Genomic DNA, 21137 nt, shown 5'->3' on the forward strand with positions numbered 1-21137 from the left:
GGTGGCTATGTGGATGCTTTGGATTCGACGTGCTGGCGCTGGTGGTGCATCCCTTGTTTCGTCCCCTGGCGGGGCCGACTTACTTTCTTTGTCTTGCCAAAGACAGGTAAGCAAAGAAAGGCGCGCCCGAGATGGCGACTTCCCCTTGAATTTTCGTAACCGGGCGGAGAACGGGAAAACTCGCTTTGCTCAGACAGTTCCCCGTCTTTTTTCCGTCCGCTTACGGAAATTCAAAGCGCCATCTAGGGCAGGGTACGGCCAAACCGTCCGGTCGCATGTGCTGACGGTGCGGCGTGCGTTGTGGGGTGGCGAGCGGTTGCTTGGCGTTGTGATTGTTGCCGCGTTATCTCTGAGCGGCTGTGCCGTCGGTCCCGATTTCAAAGCGCCCGCGGGGCCTGCGGCTACCGGCTATTCCGCGCAGCCTGTGGCGCGCGAAACCGCATCCGCACCCGTGGTTGGCGGCGAAGCCCAACATCTTGTCGATGCCAATGTGCCGGCGGATTGGTGGCACCTGTTCCGATCGCCGGCGCTGGATGCGTTGGTGGACGAGGCGTTGCGCGCGAGCCCGTCGGTCATGCAGGCAGAGGCACGCTTGCGTCAGGCGCAGGCGGAAGCGCAGGCGCAGTTCGGGTATGCGCTGCCGTCGGTGGATGGCACCGTGTCGGCGGTGCGTCAGCAGATCAACCCGGAGGCGTTCGGTTTCAACACGCCCAAGCCGGGGCCGTTCACGTTGTATTCGGCGTCGCTGTCGGTGTCGTATGCGCTGGATATTTTTGGCGGCGTGCGCCGGGCGCTGGAGGCATCGCAAGCGCAGGTCGATACGCAGCGTTATGAACTGGAAGCGGCCCGGCTGTCTTTGGCGGGCAATGTGGTGACGACCGCAGTGCGGATTGCCGCGCTCGATGCGCAGATCACCACCACGCAGCGATTGGCCGCCGAGCAGCGCAAGCAGTTGGAGATCACCGAGCGGAGGTTGAGTGTGGGCGGCGTCGCGCAGGTCGATGCGTTCTCGCAGCGCACGCTCGTCGCGCAGACCGACGCCACGTTGCCGCCGCTCGTGCAACAGGCCGCGCAGCAGCGGCACCGTCTATCGGTATTGCTAGGCCGCGAGCCTGGCGCCGGCTTGCCGGAGTTGCCGTCGCTCGACGCACTGCATTTGCCCGACCCGCTGCCGGTGTCGCTGCCTTCGACGCTCGCGCAACGCCGCCCCGACATCCGCGCTGCTGAGGCAATGTGGCACGAAGCCAGCGCCAACGTGGGCGTGGCCACGGCCAACCTGTTCCCGCGCATCACGTTGTCCGCAGGCCTGGGTTCGGAAACCACCAGCTTCCGCAATGTCCTCGGCGCCGGATCGAGCATCTGGAATCTCGGCGCCGGGCTCACGCAGCCAATCTTCCACGGCGGCACCCTGCGCGCAAAAAAACGCGAAGCCGAAGCCGCCTACGATGCAGCCGGCGCCGCCTACAAACAAGCCGTATTGCAAGGTCTGCAAGAAGTAGCCGACGCCCTGCACGCCCTCAACAACGACGCCCGAACGCTACAGGCCCGAGCGCTCGCAACCGACCAGGCGCAACAGACCTTGCGCGCCGCCCAAGCCCGCCACGCCGCCGGCGGCATCAGCACGCTAACGTTGCTGGACGCCCAACGCCAGGTCGATCAGGCCACGCTGCAACAGGTGCAGAGCCAAGCCGACAGGTTGCTAGACTCCGCCGCGCTCATGCAGGCATTGGGTGGCGGTTGGCAATAGGCAAATGACAAGCAGCGATCCAGAGTGGCGCCGCTGGCAGTGGACGGTTTGCTTTTCCTTGCCCTAGATGGCGCCTTGGATTTTTGTTGCGGGGAGGAAAAAGGAAGGAGCCTTGTCTGAGCACAGCGAGTTTGGCTCCTTCCCCTCCCCGCGACACAAATCCAAGGAGGGGGTCGCCATCTCGGGCGCGCCTTTCTTTGCTTACTTTCTTTGGCAAGACAAAGAAAGTGAGTCAGCCCCGCCAGGGGATGAAACAGGCGTGAACCCAACGCGCAAAAAACAAACAGTCAGCCAGCCGCCGCCCGCAACAACCGCTGCTGATAAGCCTGCAAATGCGCAAACGCCACCCGCAGCAGCGACACATCAACGCCCAACGCCCGCCCACGGCGCAGCATGTCCCCCACGATGTGATCCGCCTCCACCCGCGCGCCGCTCTCCAGATCCCGCAGCATCGATGCCGTCAGCGGGGACCCCGCCTGCGTCAGCACGTTCAGCGCACGCTCGCGCGCCGCCTGCCGATTCGGATACCCCGACGCAGCCGCCACGCGCTCGCACGCGTTGAACATCGCCTCGTTCAGCGCCGCGCCTTCATCCGTGGCGACAATCTCGCCCACCGTCGCCCGCATCAGGCAAGTCATTGCCGCCAGCGAAGTGAGGAACGTGAATTTCTCCCACATGTCCTGCATGACGTTCTCGGCCAGCACGGAATCAAAGTGGGCCGTGGCAAACACATCGCGAATCGCCTCGGTGCGCTCGCGGGGCGCATGCGGCGTGCGCTCGCCAAAGGTGATCGAATGCGCGGCGGGGCCCTGGCCGTTGCTCAGATGCAGCACCGCACCATCCGGCGCGCTCGTCGCACTGATGTGGCACAGCCCACCGAGCACCCGCGATTCACCAAACGCCGCATCGAGCCGTTCCAGATGCGCCAGCCCGTTGAGCACCGGCAGCACCACCGTGCGCTCACCCACCACGGGACGGATGGCCGTGATGGCGTCTTCCAGGTCGTAGGCCTTGCAGCTCAGCAGCACCAGGTCGGCACGGCCCCAAGCCGCCGCCTGGTCTGCAGTGATGGTCTGCACGGGCAATTGCGCATCGCCGTGGGGGCTGCGGATCACGAGACCGTGTTCGCGCAACCGCGCCGCACGCGCAGGGCGCACCAGGAACGTCACGTCCGCGCCCGCCTGGGCGAGCCGCCCGCCGAAATAACCGCCGGTGCCACCGGCGCCAAGCACCAGAATCCGCATTGCTGTCGTCATGGGGTTCGTTTCCATCGAGCAGAAGAGAGGCAAACGATTCTAGGCCTGTTCGCGCGACCCTGCAGACGGCGCCCCGCGCGCGCTAAAATGCTGATTTTCCTCACAATTTGACGCCCGTCCGGCCATTATTCAGCGCTGGCGGGGTCGATATGCCATGACGTTTTCCAATAATTTCCACCGCCTCGAAACCCGTCTGCAGTCGCAGGTTGGCCGCGCCATCGGCGACTTCAAGATGATCGAAGACGGCGACACCATCCTCGTGTGCCTGTCTGGCGGCAAGGATTCGTACACGATGCTGTCGGTGCTGATGGCGCTGCAGAAGCGCGCGCCGGTCGACTTCAAGCTGATTGCGATGAACCTCGACCAGAAGCAGCCCGGCTTTCCGGAAGAGGTGCTGCCCAACTACCTGAAGAAGCTGGGCGTGGAATATGTGATCGTCGAGGCGGACACCTATTCGATCGTCAAGGAGAAGGTGCCCGAGGGCAAGACGACGTGCTCGCTGTGCTCGCGCCTGCGCCGCGGCGTGATCTACCGCACGGCCAAGGAGCTGGGCGCCAACAAGATCGCGCTGGGCCATCACCGCGACGACATCGTCAACACGTTCTTCCTGAACATGTTCTTCGGCGGCAAGATGAAGTCGATGCCGCCCAAGCTGGCCACCGACAACGGCGACCACATCGTCATCCGGCCGCTCGCCTATTGCGCGGAAAAGGACATCGCCTCCTACGCTCGCGCGATGGAATTCCCGATCATCCCGTGCAACCTCTGCGGCTCGCAGGAAAACCTGCAGCGCAAGAAGGTCAAGGAGATGCTGCTGGAGTGGGAGCGCCAGACGCCGGGCCGCATCGACAACATCTTCGCTTCGCTGCAGAACGTCGTGCCGTCGCACCTGGCCGATACCGATCTGTTCGACTTCAACGGGCTGACCACGGGCCTGGCAAAGATCGGCGAAGACGCGCTGTTCGGCCAGACTGCCTACGACCAGGCCCCGCTGGTGTTTGCCGGCTCGCACGACGACCGCATCGAGTTCGTGCGGTTTGAGCGCAAACCAGGCGACAAGCCCGCCGAGCAAGCCGTGCCCGGGGAGGCCGCGGCAAGCTGAGCGCCACCCGCTCCACACGGGGTGGCACACGCTTCACACATGCGCACCGCGCGCCATGCCGGACGTCCGCCATCCGCCCGACCGGCCAGCGGGCTACCCGTCTCGGTCATGGCGCGATTGCAACAATTCCACCGTTTGACCGGTTCAGGGGGAGGGTGGGCCCCATGCTAGAATTTTTCCATCTGTGTCTTATACGCCGCAAAAGCGCCCCGCAGAAGGGTTTGCAGGCGGTCCGGCCATCCTGAGGGGAGGTGGCGGGCGGTGGGTTTCAGGCAGCCAATCCCGGTGCCGGCAACCCGTCGCAGGCTATCGCTTCGAGTCACTCTAGGAACCTCCTTGTGAATATCGTCATCCTGGCTGCAGGCATGGGCAAACGCATGCGCTCCGCCCTGCCGAAAGTGCTGCACCCCCTGGCCGGCAAATCGCTGCTGGCGCACGTCATTGAAACCGCGCGCACCCTGTCGCCGACGCGGCTGGTGGTGGTTGTCGGTCATGGCGGCGATCGGGTGCGCGAGATGGTTGGCGCGCCCGACATCGCTTTCGCCACGCAAGACAAGCAACTTGGCACGGGCCACGCCGTCATGCAGGCCGTGGACCAGCTCGACGAGAGCGTGCCCACCCTGGTGCTCTACGGCGACGTGCCGCTCACCCGCGCCGAAACGCTGAGCGCGCTGGTGGGCGCCGCCGGCAACGACCACCTGGGCGTGCTGACCGTGCATCTGGGCGACCCGACCGGCTACGGCCGCATCGTGCGCGACGCCGCCGGCCGCATCACGCGCATCGTCGAGCAGAAAGACGCCAACGAAACGCAACTCGCCATCCATGAGGTGAACACCGGCATCCTCGTGTGCCCGACGGCCAAGCTCAAGAGCTGGCTTGCCACGCTCTCCAACGACAACGCGCAGGGCGAGTACTACCTGACCGACGTGATCGAGCGTGCCGCCAGCGAAGGCGTGCCCATCACGTCCGCCCATCCGCTGGCCGAGTGGGAAACGCTGGGCGTGAACAGCAAGGTGCAGTTGGCGGAGCTGGAGCGCATTCACCAGCGCAACATCGCGCAGCAACTGCTGGAAGATGGCGTGACGCTCGTCGACCCGGCGCGCATCGACGTGCGCGGCCAGCTCACCTGCGGCCGCGACGTGGTGATCGACGTCAACTGCGTCTTCGAGGGCGATGTCACGCTGGCTGACGGCGTGCGCATCGGCGCCAATGCGGTGATCCGCGATGCCGCCATCGAGGCCGGCGCCGAGATTCTGCCGTTCTGCCACATCGAGCGCGCCAAGGTGGGCGCCGACTCGCGCATCGGCCCGTACGCGCGGCTGCGCCCGGGCACCGAGCTGGCCGAAGACGTGCACATCGGTAACTTTGTCGAGGTCAAGAACAGCCAGATCGCGGCGCACAGCAAGGCCAATCACCTGGCCTACGTGGGCGACGCCACGGTCGGCTCGCGCGTCAACATCGGCGCGGGCACCATCACCTGCAACTACGACGGCGCGAACAAATTCCGCACCGTCATCGAAGACGACGCCTTCATCGGTTCCGACACGCAGCTCGTGGCGCCGGTGCGCGTTGGCAAGGGCGCGACCCTGGGCGCCGGCACCACGCTGACCAAGGACGCGCCCGACGGCAAGCTGACGGTCTCGCGGGCGCGGCAGGTCACCATCGACAGCTGGCAGCGCCCGGTCAAGCAGAAGAAGGAAGGCTGACAGGGTTTCTCCTGCGCCGAACAGCGGATGCCGCTTCGGCACACGAGCATCGATACTGAATTACCGAGTGCGGCGCACATTGAGCGTGCGGCCGCACCCCAACTGGAGAAATCAACATGTGCGGTATCGTTGGCGCGGTTTCCACGCGCAATATCGTTCCCGTCCTGATCGAAGGCCTGCGTCGCCTGGAATACCGCGGCTATGACTCATGCGGCGTCGCCGTACAGCGTGACGGACAGCTCGAGCGCGCGCGCACCGTATCGCGCGTGGCCGATCTCGATGCCCAGGCACAGACCAGCCACCTCGATGGCGCCATCGGCATCGCGCACACCCGCTGGGCCACGCATGGCCGGCCGGATACCGTCAACGCGCACCCGCACTTCTCGGGCGACACCATCGCCCTGGTGCACAACGGCATCATCGAAAACTACGAAGCGCTGCGCGACGAACTCAAGGCCGTCGGCTACGGCTTTGAATCGCAGACCGATACGGAAGTCGTCGCGCACCTGATCCACCAGGCCTACACGTACCCGAGCAGCGCCACGCGCGGCGACCTGTTCGCCTCGGTGCGTGCGTCGGTCAAGCGCCTGCACGGCGCCTATGCGATTGCCGTGTTTGCACGCGACAACCCCGACGTGGTGGTAGGCGCGCGCGCCGGCTCGCCGCTCGTGGTGGCGCTCGGCGAGAACGAATCGTTCCTCGCCTCCGACGCGCTGGCTGTGGCTGGCACCGCCAGCCGCATGGCCTATCTGGAAGAGGGCGACGTGGTGGAGATCACCCGAGAGGGCTTCACCGTGGCCGATGCACACGACAAGATCGTCGAGCGTGAAGTGAAGGAAGTCGGCACCTACGCCGCCGCCGTCGAACTTGGCCCCTTCCGCCACTTCATGCAGAAGGAAATCTTCGAGCAGCCGCGCGCCCTGGGCGACACGCTGGAAGGCGTGCAAGGCTTTGCGCCTGACCTGTTCGGCCCCGAGGCGGCTCAGGTGCTGCCCAAGGTCGACAGCGTGCTGATCCTGGCTTGCGGCACGAGCTACTACTCGGGCTGCACGGCCAAGTACTGGCTGGAATCGATCGCCAAGATCCCGACGCAGGTCGAGGTTGCCAGCGAGTACCGCTACCGCGAGACGGTGCCCAACCCCAACGCGCTCGTCGTCGTGATCTCGCAATCGGGTGAGACCGCCGACACGCTGGCCGCACTGCGCCACGCACGCGAACTGGGCCACACGCATACGCTCGCCATCTGCAACGTGGCGACCAGCGCCATGGTGCGCGAGACGCAGCTCAAGTTCCTCACGCGCGCCGGCACTGAGATCGGCGTGGCGTCCACCAAGGCATTCACCACGCAGCTGGCCGCGCTGTACATGCTGGCGCTGACGTTCGCCAAGCTGCGCGGCCATCTGAACACCGAGCAGGAAGAAGACGCGCTGCGCCATCTGCGTCACCTGCCGTCGGCGCTCAACGCGGTGCTGGCGCTTGAGCCGCAGATCATCGCGTGGTCGGACGAATTTGCCCGCCGCGAAAACGCACTGTTCCTCGGCCGCGGTCTGCATTACCCCATCGCCCTGGAAGGCGCGCTCAAGCTCAAGGAAATCTCGTACATCCACGCGGAGGCCTATCCGGCCGGCGAACTCAAGCACGGCCCGCTGGCCCTGGTGACCGAGCAGATGCCGGTCGTGACCGTGGCCCCGAACGACGCGCTGCTGGAAAAGCTCAAGTCGAACATCCAGGAAGTGCGCGCGCGCGGCGGCAAGCTGTACGTGTTTGCCGATGCCGATACGCATATCCAGTCGAGCGACGGCATCCAGGTGATCCGCATGCCGGAGCACTACGGCCAGCTCTCTCCGATCCTGCATGTGGTGCCGCTGCAGCTGCTGGCGTATCACACGGCACTGGCGCGCGGCACCGACGTCGACAAGCCGCGTAACCTGGCGAAATCGGTGACTGTCGAATAAGTTTCGGCAGGCGCAGAAACAGAAAAGGCCGTCCTTCGGGACGGCCTTTTTTCGTGGTGTGCGCTTCGCCAGACAAGCATTCGCTCCACCGTTGCCTCAAGTATACCGCGGCCCCCGGGGGTTGCGGGAAGCCCCGGCGGCCGCAGTAGCATCGCCCCCCAATCTTGAAACCGACCGAAAGGAGGGTGAGACATGCGTGTGATGCCATCGACGTTTGGAGCGCAGGGCAGGGCCGTGGTGATGCGAGCCGGAGGTGCGAAATGAGCGGGCATGCCGTGGTGATTGCCGGCGGTGGGCCGACGGGGCTCATGCTCGCGGCCGAGCTGACCCTGGCCGGCATTGACGTCGCCATTGTCGAGCGCCGCGCCAACCAGGATGTGGTGGGCGTGCGCGCACTGGGCTTGCACGCGCGCTCCGTCGAAGTGCTCGACCAGCGTGGCGTGGCCGAGCGCTTTGTCTCGCAGGGCAAGACCTATCCGGTCGTGCATTTTGGCGAGAACCCGCTGGACATCAGCGACTTTCCCACCCGCCACAACTATGTGCTCGGCCTGTGGCAGCACCACACCGAGCGACTCCTCGCGCAGTGGGTCGGCGAGCTTGGCGTGCCGTTCTACCGCGCGCGGGAAGTGACCGGCTTCACGCAAGACGGCAGCGGAGTCGACGTCACGCTGTCCGACGGCAAGGTGCTGCGGGCGCAATACCTCGTGGGCTGCGATGGCGGGCGCAGCGCTGTCCGCAAGGCCGCCGGCATCGAGTTTGCAGGCTGGGACGCCACGACCAGTTGGCTCATCGCCGAGGTACACACCACGCAGCCGCCGCCCCCCTTTGGCTTCAAATACGACGCCATCGGCCGGCACGCTGTCGCGCCCATGGAAGATGGCAAGTGCGTCCGCGTGGTGCTGACCGAGCGACAACTCGGCACCGACAATGCGCCCACGCTGGCCGACCTGAGCGAGGCGCTGATCGCCGTCTATGGCACCGACTTTGGTGCGCATCGGCCGAACTGGATCTCGCGGTTTTCCGATATGGCCCGCCAGGCCGTGGCCTACCGCGACCAACGGGTGCTGCTGGCAGGCGACGCCGCGCACGTGCATCCGCCCATGGGCGGCCAGGGCCTGAACATGGGCATGCAGGATGCGGTGAACCTGGGCTGGAAGCTCGCCGCCGTCATCAAACGGACGGCGCCCGACAGTCTGCTCGACAGCTATCACGCGGAACGCCATCCCGTTGCCGCGCGCACGTTGCGCAATACGCTGGCGCAGGTGGTGCTGCTTCGCCAGGACGAGCGGTCCAAGGCGCTGAGCGAGATCACCTCGGAGCTGTTTCGCATGGAGGAACCGCGCAGGCGGCTCGTCGGGATGGTTTCCGCGCTCGACATTCGCTACGACTTTGGTGAAGGCCATCCGCTGCTCGGCCGCCGCATGCCCGATCTCGACCTGGACACCGCTAAGGGCCCCGTGCGCGTCTTCCAGCTGTTGCACGCGGCCGGCGCGGTGCTCATCAACTTCGGCCCGGCGGACGCCATCGACATCGCGCCATGGGTCGATCGCGTGCGGCGAGTGGACGCCCGCTACGCAGGCGCCTGGACGCTGCCGGTGATGGGCACGGTGCCCGCGCCGTCCGCTGTGCTGGTCCGCCCCGACGGCCACGTGGCGTGGGTCGGTGACGGAACGACCGAAGGGTTGCAGACGGCGTTGCAGCGGTGGTTCGGCACGGCGACGGCCTGACGCCGCCCGCCGGCAGAGACAGCCGGGTGGAGGGCGGCGTCTATCCAGGTGTTTGAAGCGGCCGGAGGGGCAACGGTGGCCGGTATGCTGCATGGCATCGGAATCACCGTCCCTCTGGAGTCCTGGCATGTTCAACGTCCTCAGCAAGATCGTCCTGCTCGCCGTGTATGGCCTCGCGCTGGCCAGCTATGCCACGCCCCTGCCGCTGTCGGCCGACGCCATCGGCTGGTTGCGCATCATGGCGCTGGTGTTGCTGGCCGCGCACCTGCTGGAAGTGGTGCTGTGCTTTCGCAAGGTGGCGCTGCACAAGGGCCCGTTGTTCGACAGCGTGCTGCTGACGTTGCTGTTCGGCTTTCTGCACTGGAAGCCGCTGGCGGACGCCGCACGGCAAGCTCGCTGATCGGCCAACTAACTAGCCGCATCGGCGGGGCAGACCTACTCTAGTTCCAGTCGTCCCTGGATTGACCCCTCGGGACTCCTTGCTGCAACGCGGCATCGATCATGGACAGAGTGGAACGAACGGCGTTTGTCTTTGCCGGTGGCGGCAGCCTCGGCGCCATCGAGGCCGGCATGCTGCGCGAGCTGGTGGCCTCCGGTGTGGTGCCCGACATGGTGGTGGGCGCCTCGGCTGGCGCCATCAACGCTGCCTTTTTTGCGTGCAACCCCCACGCCGCGGGCACGGCGCAGCTCGAGGCGCTGTGGCGCGGCGTGCGGCGCGCCGACGTGATGCCGTGGTCCTGGCGGGCGATGTTCAGCATGCTCGGCATCCTGGGCGGCCGACGGGAGCACCTTGTCGATGCATCGGGCCTGCAGCGCCTGCTGGCGCGGCATTTTGCGCAGACCCCGCTGGAGGCGGCCACGCTGCCGCTGCATGTGGTGGCCACCGACATGCGCACCGGCGCCGAGGTGGTGCTGTCGTCTGGCGCCATCGTGCCGGCCGTGCTGGCCAGCGCCGCCATTCCAGGCGTGTTTCCGCCCGTGCGTATTGGCGACCGGCTCTTGATCGACGGCGGTGTCGCCAACAACACGCCGATCTCCGCGGCCATCCGGCTGGGCGCCACGCGCGTCGTCGTACTGCCGGCAGGGTTTGCGTGTGCGGACCGCCGCGCCCCGCGCAGCGCCATCGAGCACGCGCTGAACGCCTTGTCGCTGCTGGTCGCGCGTCAGCTTGTGCAAGACCTGGAGCGCTGGGCGGGGCAGGTGCCCATTACCGTCGTGCCGCCGTTGTGCCCGCTCGACGTGTCGCCCTACGACTACGCCCGCTGCGGCGAATTGATCGACCGCGCTGCTGCCGCCACGGCGGCATGGCTTGCAGCCGATGGTCTGGCGGCCACCGGCATCCCGGGCGCGCTGCGTGAGCACGACCACAACGAAGATCACCCGAACTGCAACGCAGACCTCCACGGCGTGCATGCAGCTTGATGGGGCAGGGTGCGATTTTCTGTCCCGCGTTGAAACTGAATCTGCGCCGCGCGTCTGTTTCCGCCAGCAGTGCGCGCCCATGATGCGGCTATCCAATTCACTGGAATGTCCGCCATGAAAGCCGTTGCCTACTACCAAAGCCTGCCCATCGACGCCCCCGAAGCGCTCGTCGACCTGACCTTGCCCGAACCCACGCCGGGCCCGCGCGATCTGCTCGTGGAAGTGCGCGCCATCTCCGTCAACCCGGTCGATGTGAAAGTGCGCGCGGGCATGCCACCCGTGGATGGACAACCCCGCGTGCTGGGCTGGGATGCTGCCGGCGTGGTGCGCGCTGTCGGCGCCGAGGTGTCGCTCTTCAAGCCGGGCGATGCGGTCTGGTATGCCGGTGCCCTGCAGCGCCCGGGCACCAACAGCGAGCTGCATGTCGTGGACGAACGCGTGGTCGGCGCGATGCCCGCCACGCTCGGGTTTGCGCAGGCAGCGGCGCTGCCGCTCACCGCCATCACCGCCTGGGAATTGCTCTTCGACCGGCTGCAGGTGCCGGAGTCTGCGGCGCCCAGCGGCAAGACGTTGTTGATCGTCGGCGCGGCGGGCGGTGTGGGGTCGGTGCTGGTGCAGCTCGCGCGCCGGTTGACCGGCCTGACTGTCATCGGCACCGCCTCGCGCCCGGAGACGGCTGCCTGGGTGCGCGAGCTGGGCGCCCACCATGTGATCAACCACGCGCAGCCGCTGGCCGCGGAACTGCATCGCATTGGTGTGCCGGCGGTGGATTACGTCGCCAGCCTGAACCAGACCGAACACCACTTCGAGCAGATCGTCGAGGCGCTCAAGCCGCAAGGCCGCCTTGCCTTGATCGACGACCCGGCGCAGCTCGACGTGCGCAAGCTCAAGGCGAAGAGCCTGTCGCTGCACTGGGAGTTCATGTACACGCGCTCCATGTTCAGCACGGACGACCAGATCGAGCAGCACCGCCTGCTCAATCGCGTGGCCGCGCTCATCGACGAAGGCACGTTGCGCTCCACGATGAACGAGCACTTCGGCACGATCAATGCCGCCAACCTCAAGCGCGCGCATGCCCTGATCGAAAGCAATCAGGCGCGCGGCAAGATCGTGCTGGAAGGGTTTTGACTCAGGCGTCTGCCAGATAACCGGCGATGCGGTCTTGCAGGAAGTCGCGCAGCCGCATCAGCGTGGGCGACAGCGTGAGGCGGTGCGTGCAGATCAAATGCAGCGGCGCCGCCTCGCCGCGCCAGTCGGTCAGCGCGGCTTGCAGCCGGCCGGCGCGCAGATCGGCCAGGACGTCCAGCCGCGACTTGTAAGCGATGCCATGCCCCGCAACCGCCCAGCGGCGCACGAGTTCGCCGTCGTCTGCGATGCGGTTGCCGGTGACACGTACAACGTGCGCCTGACCGTCGCCGCTCGCACCGTGAAAGGTCCACTGGTCGTGCGTGGTGTCGGACAGGGCCAGCAGCAGACAGTTGTGCTGACGCAGATCGTCGGGGGTCTTCGGCACGCCATGCCGCGCAAAGTAGGCCGGCGCCGCGCACAGCACGCGGCGGTTGTCCGGCGCCAGCGGCAGCGCCACGAGCGATGAATCCTCGGGCTCGCCATAGCGCACCGCGACATCGACGCGCTGCCGGAACATGTCGACCAGCCGATCGCCGATGCGCACTTGAAGCGCCACCGCTGGGTGCTCGGTGAGGAAGTCGTCGAGCCAGCCGGTGAGCACGTTGCGGCCGAGGTCTGACGGAATCGACAGCGACACATCGCCGCCGATGGCTTGGCGCCCGAGCGCGAGCGCGTCCTGCCCGGCCTGCAGATCCGCCAGCGCACGGCGCGCGTGTTGCAGGTAGCGCTCGCCTTCCTGTGTGAGCGCCAGGCTGCGCGTGGACCGCGCCAGCAGCCGCACGCCGAGTTCCGCTTCCAACCGCTTGATGGCCGCGCTTGCTGCCGCGGGTGCAATGTTCAACACGCGTGCAGCCGCCGACAGGCTGCCGTTGTCCACGGCCAGCACGAGGATGGCGAGGTCGTCCAGGCGGATCATGGCGTGTGGGGTCGAGTGCGAAGGCGTCGAAGGATGGACGGCATCTTACCGAGCGCCTAGCCGGCGCGCACGGTCGCCCAATCCAGTCCGAACCGTGCGAGGTATTTGCGCAGACGGTCGGCGTCATTCACCTTGGCCTTCTCTATGCGCGACACGTCGAAGAGCCGGCGCCCGGCGTCCGACAGCGATGCCGATTCGCGGCACACGGCAATCACGTTTTCCAGCTGCATGCGGTCGAACAGGTCGATCGATGCCGCCGCGTCGCCGATCAAGTTGGCAAGGCGGTCGCCTTTGCCTGCCGGATCCGGCGCGGCCCACGTGCGTTGCAGACGGGCGATTTCGTCGGCGACATCGGCTTCGGTAATGCGTCCGCCTTCGGCCAGCGTTGCCAGCCGCGTGACGCTGGCCGACAGCTCGCGGAAGTTGCCCGTCCAGCGCGCCTGCGGCGAAGTGACGAACTTCAGATAGATGCGGCGCGCCTCGGTATGGAAGCGCACTTGCTCGCCGTGCTCGCGCGCAAAACGGGCCAGTTCGAAATCAAGGTTCGGTTCCAGGTCTTCGGGGCGATCGGCCAGGCCCGGCAGGTCGAAGGTCCACAGATTGATCCGCGCGTATAAGTCTTCGCGAAAGCGCCCCTCGGCCACCCACTGCCGCAGGTCGCGCACGGTGCCCGCGATGAGCTGGAAATCGCTTTCGACTTCGCGGTCGCTGCCGAACGGCAGGAAGCGCTTCTCTTCGATGGCCTTGAGCAGCATGGCTTGTTCGTCCAGGCCGAGTTCGCCAATCTCGTCGAGGAAAAGCAGGCCGCCGTCCGCACTGCGCAGCAGGCCCGCGCGCTCGGTCTGTGCGCCGGTGAAGGCGCCTTTCACGTGGCCGAAGAGCGCCGACATGGCGCTGTCGCCGCGCAGCGTGGCGCAGTTCACTTCGACGAAGCGGCCTGCTAGCTGGTGCCGCGCCTTCTTCATCTCGTACACCCGCCGCGCGAGGAACGACTTGCCGGCGCCTGTCGGCCCGAACAGCAGCATTGGCGACTTGGAACGCGAGGCCACGCGCTCGATCTGCTCAATCATCCGGTTGAACGCCGGGTTGCGCGTGGCAATGCCGGACTTCAGCAGCGACACCGTGTCTTCGCGCTCGCGTGCGAAACGCGTGGCGATCTTGTCGTAGCGCGAGAGGTCCAGGTCGATGACGCTGTAGCTGCCGGCCGTGTTGCCGAGTTCCTTCTTGCGCGGCGGTGCGGTCTGGATGAGCTGCGCCGGCAGGTAGCGCGCCTCGGCCAGCAGGAACCAGCAGATCTGCGCGACGTGCGTGCCCGTGGTGATGTGGATGAGGTAGTCCTCGGCCTCGGTGTCGAAGGCATAGCTGCGGGTGAAGTCGTGCAGCGTGCTGTAGACCTCTTCGAAGTCCCACGGGTCGCGTAGCGTGACTTCGACGCTGCGCACCTCCGTCTCGGGCGATACGGACGCGATGTCCGCGCGCAGCCGTTCGAACAGGCCGCGGCTGCGGGCATCGTGCAGCAGCTCCAGGCGGTGGATGACGAGGTCGTCCTGCTGGCACAGGCCGACGGTCGGCCGCCACCGTTCCCAGCGCTGTGCGCCCTTGCCCACGTAGTCGAGCGTGGTACCGACGAAACCGATGGCGACGTTTTTGCGCATCCCGCGTGTTTATCCAAAAAGATAAACCAATATATCGATAGATCGATATTTCGGGAAGTTTCGCGTGCCTACATCTGCGTTGGATGCGTGGAAACCCAATGAAATCAATGTGTTGCGAGGTTGGCTGTTCCAGGGGAAGTGACCTGGCATACCCATTGCACTAGAGGATGTGTCCAACTCAGCAGGAGCGCAGCATGATCAGCGGTAAACAGAAGCGCGCCGCCATCATGGCGCGGCGCCACGAGCGGCGAGAACAGGCAAAGATTGCCTGCCTGCGGGCACGAGCGCCGGTGCCTGCTCCAGCTCCGCCTCCACCGCGGGGTAGCTTGCCGGTGGATGTGTCGCAACTGGCGCCGCACAACAGCTGGGGATCCGGTCTGCCCCGCTTCGCACAACACGGTTACTACGTCGATCAGTGGTACGCCTGCGTCGATTGCGGAAAGCACGAGGTCTGGACCGCCGCACAGCAGAAATGGTGGTATGAAACCGCCAAGGGCTATATCGACTCGATCGCCATCCGCTGCAAACCGTGCCGAGTGGCGCGACGCAGCGGACGCACGATCAGCAAGAAGAACAACGACAACAACAAAGGAAGCAACGGATCATGAGCAGCTACAACACCCTCCACGTCGACAACGGCGCCGACATCAAGCTGTGGACCAACGGCGTGCCGGTGGAAGACGACGCCCGCAAGCAGTTGATGAATACGGCCAAGATGCCGTTCATCTTCAAGCACCTGGCGGTGATGCCGGATGTGCATTTGGGTAAGGGTTCGACCATCGGCAGCGTGATCCCCACGCAGGGCGCGATCATCCCGGCGGCCGTCGGCGTGGATATCGGCTGCGGCATGATGGCCGCGCGTACGACGCTCACGGCGGCTGATTTGCCGGACAACCTGCACGGCCTGCGCAGCGCCATTGAAGCGGCGGTGCCGCACGGCCGTACGCCGGGCCCGCGCGACAAGGGGGCCTGGAACACGCCGCCGGAAACCGTGGATGCCATGTGGGGTGAACTGGCCGATGGCTTCAAGCGCATCACCGACAAGTACCCGAAGTTGAAGAACACCAACAACTACAAGCACCTGGGAACGCTCGGTACGGGCAATCACTTCATCGAGGTCTGCCTGGATGAAGAGCAGCGCGTCTGGTTCATGCTGCACTCGGGTTCGCGCGGCGTGGGTAACGCGATCGGCAACCTGTTCATCGAACTGGCGCAGGCCGATATGCGACAGCACATCGCCAACCTGCCGGACCGCGACCTGGCGTACTTCGAAGAAGGCAGCGAACACTTCAACGATTACGTTGAAGCCGTCGGTTGGGCGCAGGACTACGCGCGCCGCAACCGCGCCACGATGATGCAGAACGTGATTGCGGCCGCGCGCAAGGTCATCACCAAGCCGTTTGCAGCCGACGTGGAAGCGGTGAACTGTCACCACAACTATGTGCAGCGTGAAACCCACTTCGGCCGCGAGGTGCTGGTGACGCGCAAGGGCGCGGTGTCGGCACAGAAGGGGCAGCTTGGGATCATCCCGGGGTCGATGGGCGCAAAGAGCTTCATCGTGCGCGGGCTCGGTAACGAAGAGGCGTTCTGTTCGTGCAGCCACGGCGCAGGCCGCACCATGAGCCGCACGCAGGCCAAGAAGCGCTTTACGGTCGATGACCAGATCCGCGCCACGGCCCACGTGGAGTGCCGCAAGGACGCCGACGTGATCGACGAGATCCCGATGGCGTACAAGGACATCGACCACGTGATGGCTGCGCAGGCGGACTTGGTGGAGATCGTCCACACGCTGCGCCAGGTGGTGTGTGTGAAGGGTTAAGGGCATCGACCATGCTGACGCGTGTCGAGAGCCCTGACATGGAGGCGATGCGGCGGCGCTTGGGGCATGCCGGCTGCGTTTTTGATTTTGTGCTGTATCGCGTCGAAGGGCCGGACGCGCCTGGCATTGAGATTCACCGCCAGGCACTGGGCAGCCTGTTCGCGCAGCTCGGATGGCCCGCGCAGGACGTCCAGCTGGACCGTGCCTGTCCCCGGACGCTCGACGCGTCTGACGTCCGGGCGCTCACAGAAAAGGGTGGCGCGTTGGAACGTGCCTTCCTGGACCCGCCGTACGGCACGAAGCTCGAAACCAAGGCGTTCCGGGAATGGGCAGAGCTGCTTGGCCTTCTGCCGGCTGACGGACTGAACGTCATCGACTGGGTGGGCAACCCTGACGAAGAGCCGGAACGCAGTACCTGGTGCGATTACTTTGATGCCGGAAAGGAATGGTGGGGCATCTGGTGCCTGACCGCGTACAACGCACGATGCCGCACGCTCTGTGTGCTGGCGGCAAGCACGACCGATTGAGACGGACGAGCACGCTTGCGACGCGAGTACGACCGGACGCGCATGCGGCGGTGATGTGCGCACACTAATAAAAAACAAGAAGAACAAACCATGAACACCCTATTACAACGACACGCACACCACGCGAAGTCCGCCGATTGCATCGAACTTGACGGCGCACAAGGTGAAGGGGGCGGGCAGATCCTGCGCACGGCGCTCACGCTGTCCATGCTGACCGGCACGCCATTCCGGATCGAGAACATCCGCGCCAAGCGTTCGAAGCCGGGCTTGCTGCGCCAGCATCTGACGGCGGTGCAGGCCGCCGTGCAGATCAGCGGAGCGACGGTAGAGGGCGCAGAAGCAGGCTCGCAGACGCTGCGGTTTGCGCCCGGCGCCATCCGTGGTGGCGATTACCGCTTCGCCATCGGCACGGCCGGCAGTTGCACGCTCGTGCTGCAGACGATCCTTCCAGCGCTTTGGTTTGCTGACGCGCCGAGCACCGTGTCGGTCAGCGGCGGCACGCACAACCGCGCCGCACCGCCGGTCGACTTCCTTATCCGGGCATGGCTGCCGCTGGTGGCGCGCATGGGTGTGACGCAGACGCTCGCGCTCAAGCGCCACGGCTTCTATCCCGCGGGCGGCGGCGAGGTGGCGGCGACGGTAACGCCGTGCACTGGCGCGTTGACGCCGCTATACCTGACGGAGCGCGGTGCGCAACGGGCGCTGCGTGCCGAAGGCATCGTTGCCGGCGTGCGCGGCAGCGTGGCGCGGCGCGAGCTGGACACGTTGAGCCGTCTCGTGCCGGGCGTCGAAGGCACGGTTCGGGACCTCGGCAACGCGGAAGGGCCCGGCAATGCGCTCGTCCTGGACATCGAGCACGAGCACGTGACCGAAGTGTTCACGGGCTTCGGCGAGCGTGGCGTGACGGCGGAGACGATCGGCAGGGAAGTCGCCGGAGCCGCGCAGCGCTACCTGCAAAGCGCCGCCGCCGTCGACGAATACCTCGCCGATCAGTTGGTGCTGCCGATGGCGCTCGCAGGCGCCGGTGCTTTCACGGTGGTCACGGCGTCATCGCACCTGCTGACCAACATCGGCGTGATCGAGAAGTTCCTGCCGGTGGAGGTGGCGGTGCGCCCGCTGGCATCCGGCGCCGTCCACGTCGAGGTGGCCTGACTGCACCCGCTCCACTTCCGTGTCACTCCTTGTCCTTGTGCACCGGGAACAGCGCCGACAGCACCTGCCGCGCTGTCCCGCGCAGCACGCCGCTCGCGTCCGGGTCGCCGTACGCCAGGGCCGTCGCAAAGTTGCGAGCCTGCTGCAGCGTGACGTGCGGTGGCAGCGGCGGTACATCGGGGTCGGTCTTCACTTCCAGCACCACGGGGCGGTCTGCGTCGAGCGCTTCATCCCACGCGCCGGCCAGTTGGTCGGGGTTGTCGACGTAGATGCCCTTCAGGCCGATCAACTCGGCAAAGCGGTGATACGGCACGTCTGGGATGTCCTGTGACGCCGGGAATTTCGGGTCGCCTTCCATCACGCGCTGCTCCCAGGTGACTTCGTTCAGATCCTGATTGTTGAGCACCATGCAGATCCACTTGGGAGACTTCCACCGCTTCCAGTATTTCGACACGGTGATGAGTTCCGCCATGTTGTTCATCTGCATGGCGCCGTCGCCCACGAGTGCGATGACAGGGCGATCGGGATGCGCAAACTTGGCCGCAATCGCGTAGGGCACCGCCGCCCCCATCGATGCCAAGCCGCCCGAGAGCGAGCCCATCATGCCGGGCTTGAACTTGAGATCGCGCGCATACCAGTTGGCGCAGGTGCCGGAATCGCTGGTGACGATCACGTTGCTCGGCAGCTTCGGTGACAACTCCCAGAACACGCGCTGCGGGTTGACGGGGTAGGCCGGCTGCAGCGCGCGGTCTTCCAGCGTCTTCCACCAGCTTTCATTCCAACGGGCAATGCGGTCCGGCCAGTAGCGATCGGTCTTGCGCTGCAGCAGCGGCAGCAGCGCACGCAGCGTCTGCGCACTGTCGCCCACGAGGTTGACCTCCATCGGATAGCGCAGCCCCAGCATGCCGGGGTCGAGGTCGATCTGCACACCGCGCGCCTGGCCTTCCTTGGGCAGGAATTCCGCATAGGGGAAGCCGGATCCGACCATCAGCAGCGTGTCGCAGTGGCTCATCAGCTCCCAGCTCGGCTCGGTGCCGAGCAGGCCGATGGCGCCCGTCACATAGGGCAATTCGTCGGGCAGGACGGCCTTGCCGAGCAGCGCCTTGGCCACGCCCGCGCCGAGCGTTTCCGCCACGGCCGCCACTTCTGCGCTGGCCCCGAGTGCGCCCGCGCCGACAAGCATCGCCACCCGGCGGCCGCTGTTGAGGATGTCCGCCGCGCGCTCCAGATCGGCCGCTTGCGGGATCACGCTCGGCGCGCTGTAGCCCACGCCCGAGTGCACCGTGCCATGCGCGCGCGGCGGCTCGGTGTAGGGCATTTCCTGCAGATCGTTGGGCAGCACGAGCGCCGTCACCCGACGCTGCCCGATGGCGATGCGCACCGCGCGATCCAGCAGGTGCCGCACCTGCGCCGGCATGCTGGCCTGGTGGACGAACGCGCCGGCCACGTCGCGGAACATCGCCGCCAGATCCACCTCCTGCTGGTAATGCCCGCCGACTGCCGTGCGCGCCTGCTGGCCGGTGATCGCCAGCACAGGCATGTGGTCGAGCCGCGCGTCGTACAGCCCCGTGATGAGGTGTGTGGCACCCGGCCCGGACGTTGCCATGCACACGCCCAGCTCACCCGTGAACTTGGCGTGCGCCGAGGCCATGAAGGCGGCCATCTCTTCATGCCGCACCTGCACGAACTCGATTTTGCCGCCCGCGCGCTGCAGGGCCCCGAACATGCCGTTGATGCCGTCTCCGGGGTAGCCAAAGATGCGCCGCACACCCCAGTCATACAGGCGGGCGACGAGGAAATCGCTGACGGTGGCTTGCATGGTGTCTGTCCGGTATCGGGTGATGGGCCGTCAGCTGGCGGTCTCGGCGAGCAGTGCTTCCTTGCGCGTGGTCATGGGTTCCTGCAGCGGCGTCAGGTCCACGTGCTGGCGGATGAGCTTGGGAAAGAGTTCGGTCTCTTCCTCTTCGACGTGGTGCGAGACGTACTCGGCCAGCACGGTGAACTTGGCGGCGAACAGGTCATCGCCCGCCTGCATGCCGCTCAGCTGCTTGATCAGGTCCTTCGCGGTGGCGTGTTCCACCACGGCTTCGTCGACGAGGTCCTTGAAGGCTTCGCCGCCGTTGTCGCGCACGAACGGATAGAACACCTCTTCTTCAAGCTGCGTGTGGACGGTCAACTTTTCACACGCTTCGCGCACGATTTGCTCGCCGGCGGCTTTGTCTTTCTCCTGCTGGAACGTCTTGAACAGTTTCTTCACCTCGCGGTGATCGTCCAGCAGCATCGACAGCACGGCGCGTTGCGCCACAGGGATTTCGGCTTTGTTCATGGGGCTCTCCGGTCAGGGGTTGTTGTTTGCGTCCGCCGAACCATCGAGCAAGCGGCATGCCGCGGCCGCGCCTTTGCGGGGGATGTGGCGCAGGCAAGCTTCGTGCTGACACAGGTGGTTACGTGCGACGGCCGCCGCAGACTTGCGCGGCCGCCGCACATCATCCTGAACGTCAACTGATTGATGGGAGGTAACTGCTATGCAAACCACGACAACGGGCACCACGCTGGGCACCGGTACGGCCACCGGTGTGGGAACCACCGCTGGCATCCGGATGCGCATCATCGGGCGCGCCGATACGGATTCAGCCGGTCCGGGCCCGGAACTGATGGCCGCAGATACGCTGGAAGGCGATCGCGTCGTCAACCTCAATGGGGAGGATCTCGGCAAGATCACCGACATCATGCTCGACGTGCAGCGCGGCCGGATCGCCTATGCGGTCATGTCGGTGGGCGGCTTCCTGGGCATCGGCGACAAGCTGTTTGCGGTGCCGTGGAGTGCCATGTCGCTCGACGTCGACCGCAAGTGCTTCGTGCTCGACGCCAACAAGGATCGCCTTGAAGCGGCCCCGGGTTTCGACAAGGACAGCTGGCCCACGATGGCCGATCCGACCTGGGCGCAGTCCGTGCATGAGTACTACGGCTCGCGTCCGTACTGGGAAGAGTATTGAGCGCGCTCAGGCACGCTGTTCGCTTGCGT

Annotated in this window: 18 protein-coding genes; 13 read left to right on the forward strand and 5 right to left on the reverse strand. The window is 65.9% G+C overall.

Translation table 11 applies throughout. The features are described from left to right. Positions 1-7 precede the first annotated feature (7 nt). Positions 8-1747 carry an efflux transporter outer membrane subunit gene (locus ABIC76_RS10435; protein WP_354533904.1) on the forward strand — a complete coding sequence of 580 codons (1740 nt, stop codon included), beginning with the start codon at positions 8-10 and terminating at the stop codon, positions 1745-1747. A gap of 287 nt (positions 1748-2034) precedes the next feature. Here the strand turns inward: ABIC76_RS10435 and panE are convergent, their stop codons facing one another. Then, complete coding sequence (panE, locus tag ABIC76_RS10440) at positions 2035-2991, reverse strand: 2-dehydropantoate 2-reductase (RefSeq protein ID WP_354534215.1); 957 nt, start codon at positions 2989-2991, stop codon at positions 2035-2037. Between the two features lie 166 nt (positions 2992-3157). Here panE and ttcA point away from each other — a divergent pair, with 166 nt between their 5' ends. From ttcA to ABIC76_RS10475, 7 genes are all read left to right on the forward strand, one after another. Next, positions 3158-4105 carry a tRNA 2-thiocytidine(32) synthetase TtcA gene (gene ttcA / locus ABIC76_RS10445; RefSeq protein WP_027678562.1) on the forward strand — a complete coding sequence of 316 codons (948 nt, stop codon included), beginning with the start codon at positions 3158-3160 and terminating at the stop codon, positions 4103-4105. Between the two features lie 338 nt (positions 4106-4443). Beyond that, positions 4444-5811: a bifunctional UDP-N-acetylglucosamine diphosphorylase/glucosamine-1-phosphate N-acetyltransferase GlmU gene (glmU, locus tag ABIC76_RS10450; RefSeq protein WP_354533905.1), complete on the forward strand. Its 1368-nt coding sequence runs from the start codon at positions 4444-4446 to the stop codon at positions 5809-5811. Positions 5812-5927: 116 nt separating this feature from the next. Next, positions 5928-7766 (forward strand): glutamine--fructose-6-phosphate transaminase (isomerizing), encoded by a 1839-nt coding sequence (gene glmS / locus ABIC76_RS10455; protein WP_354533906.1) that lies wholly within the window; start codon positions 5928-5930, stop codon positions 7764-7766. A 260-nt stretch (positions 7767-8026) separates the two neighbouring features. Then, the gene (locus tag ABIC76_RS10460) at positions 8027-9493 is read left to right on the forward strand and encodes an FAD-dependent monooxygenase (RefSeq protein ID WP_354533907.1); all 1467 of its coding nucleotides are present in this window, start codon (positions 8027-8029) and stop codon (positions 9491-9493) included. A gap of 127 nt (positions 9494-9620) precedes the next feature. Next, positions 9621-9893 (forward strand): DUF1145 domain-containing protein, encoded by a 273-nt coding sequence (locus ABIC76_RS10465; protein ID WP_354533908.1) that lies wholly within the window; start codon positions 9621-9623, stop codon positions 9891-9893. A gap of 101 nt (positions 9894-9994) precedes the next feature. After that, the gene (locus ABIC76_RS10470; protein ID WP_354533909.1) at positions 9995-10915 is read left to right on the forward strand and encodes a patatin-like phospholipase family protein; all 921 of its coding nucleotides are present in this window, start codon (positions 9995-9997) and stop codon (positions 10913-10915) included. 114 nt (positions 10916-11029) lie between these two features. Beyond that, complete coding sequence (locus ABIC76_RS10475; RefSeq protein ID WP_354533910.1) at positions 11030-12043, forward strand: zinc-binding alcohol dehydrogenase family protein; 1014 nt, start codon at positions 11030-11032, stop codon at positions 12041-12043. A gap of 1 nt (position 12044) precedes the next feature. Here the strand turns inward: ABIC76_RS10475 and ABIC76_RS10480 are convergent, their stop codons facing one another. Further along, complete coding sequence (locus ABIC76_RS10480; RefSeq protein WP_102064296.1) at positions 12045-12959, reverse strand: LysR family transcriptional regulator; 915 nt, start codon at positions 12957-12959, stop codon at positions 12045-12047. Positions 12960-13015: 56 nt separating this feature from the next. Next, on the reverse strand, positions 13016-14614 hold the full coding sequence (rtcR, locus tag ABIC76_RS10485; protein WP_354533911.1) for an RNA repair transcriptional activator RtcR: 1599 nt from the start codon (positions 14612-14614) through the stop codon (positions 13016-13018). Between the two features lie 194 nt (positions 14615-14808). Between rtcR and ABIC76_RS10490 the strand changes: the two genes are divergently transcribed. The 4 genes from ABIC76_RS10490 to rtcA all read left to right on the forward strand — a co-directional run bounded on the left by ABIC76_RS10490 (position 14809) and on the right by rtcA (position 18112). Next, positions 14809-15222 (forward strand): zinc-ribbon domain-containing protein, encoded by a 414-nt coding sequence (locus ABIC76_RS10490; RefSeq protein WP_354533912.1) that lies wholly within the window; start codon positions 14809-14811, stop codon positions 15220-15222. Next, positions 15219-16433, forward strand: coding sequence for an RtcB family protein (locus ABIC76_RS10495; protein WP_354533913.1), 1215 nt, complete (start codon positions 15219-15221; stop codon positions 16431-16433). Before ABIC76_RS10490 ends, ABIC76_RS10495 begins: the two co-directional genes overlap by 4 nt. Positions 16434-16444: 11 nt before the next feature. After that, positions 16445-16960: a hypothetical protein gene (locus ABIC76_RS10500; protein WP_354533914.1), complete on the forward strand. Its 516-nt coding sequence runs from the start codon at positions 16445-16447 to the stop codon at positions 16958-16960. Between the two features lie 90 nt (positions 16961-17050). Further along, entirely contained in the window at positions 17051-18112 is a 1062-nt protein-coding gene (gene rtcA, locus ABIC76_RS10505) for an RNA 3'-terminal phosphate cyclase (protein WP_354533915.1), read from the forward strand. Positions 18113-18134: 22 nt separating this feature from the next. On the opposite strand, the gene ABIC76_RS10510 is transcribed toward rtcA, so the two are convergent. Further along, complete coding sequence (locus ABIC76_RS10510) at positions 18135-19931, reverse strand: thiamine pyrophosphate-requiring protein (RefSeq protein ID WP_354533916.1); 1797 nt, start codon at positions 19929-19931, stop codon at positions 18135-18137. A gap of 30 nt (positions 19932-19961) precedes the next feature. Then, positions 19962-20438 (reverse strand): hemerythrin domain-containing protein, encoded by a 477-nt coding sequence (locus tag ABIC76_RS10515; protein WP_354533917.1) that lies wholly within the window; start codon positions 20436-20438, stop codon positions 19962-19964. Positions 20439-20637: 199 nt separating this feature from the next. Between ABIC76_RS10515 and ABIC76_RS10520 the strand changes: the two genes are divergently transcribed. Further along, on the forward strand, positions 20638-21108 hold the full coding sequence (locus ABIC76_RS10520) for a PRC-barrel domain-containing protein (RefSeq protein WP_354533918.1): 471 nt from the start codon (positions 20638-20640) through the stop codon (positions 21106-21108). Positions 21109-21137 lie beyond the last annotated feature (29 nt).

The sequence above is a fragment of the Ralstonia sp. 1138 genome (assembly GCF_040544795.1).
Lineage (GTDB): Bacteria > Pseudomonadota > Gammaproteobacteria > Burkholderiales > Burkholderiaceae > Ralstonia > Ralstonia flatus.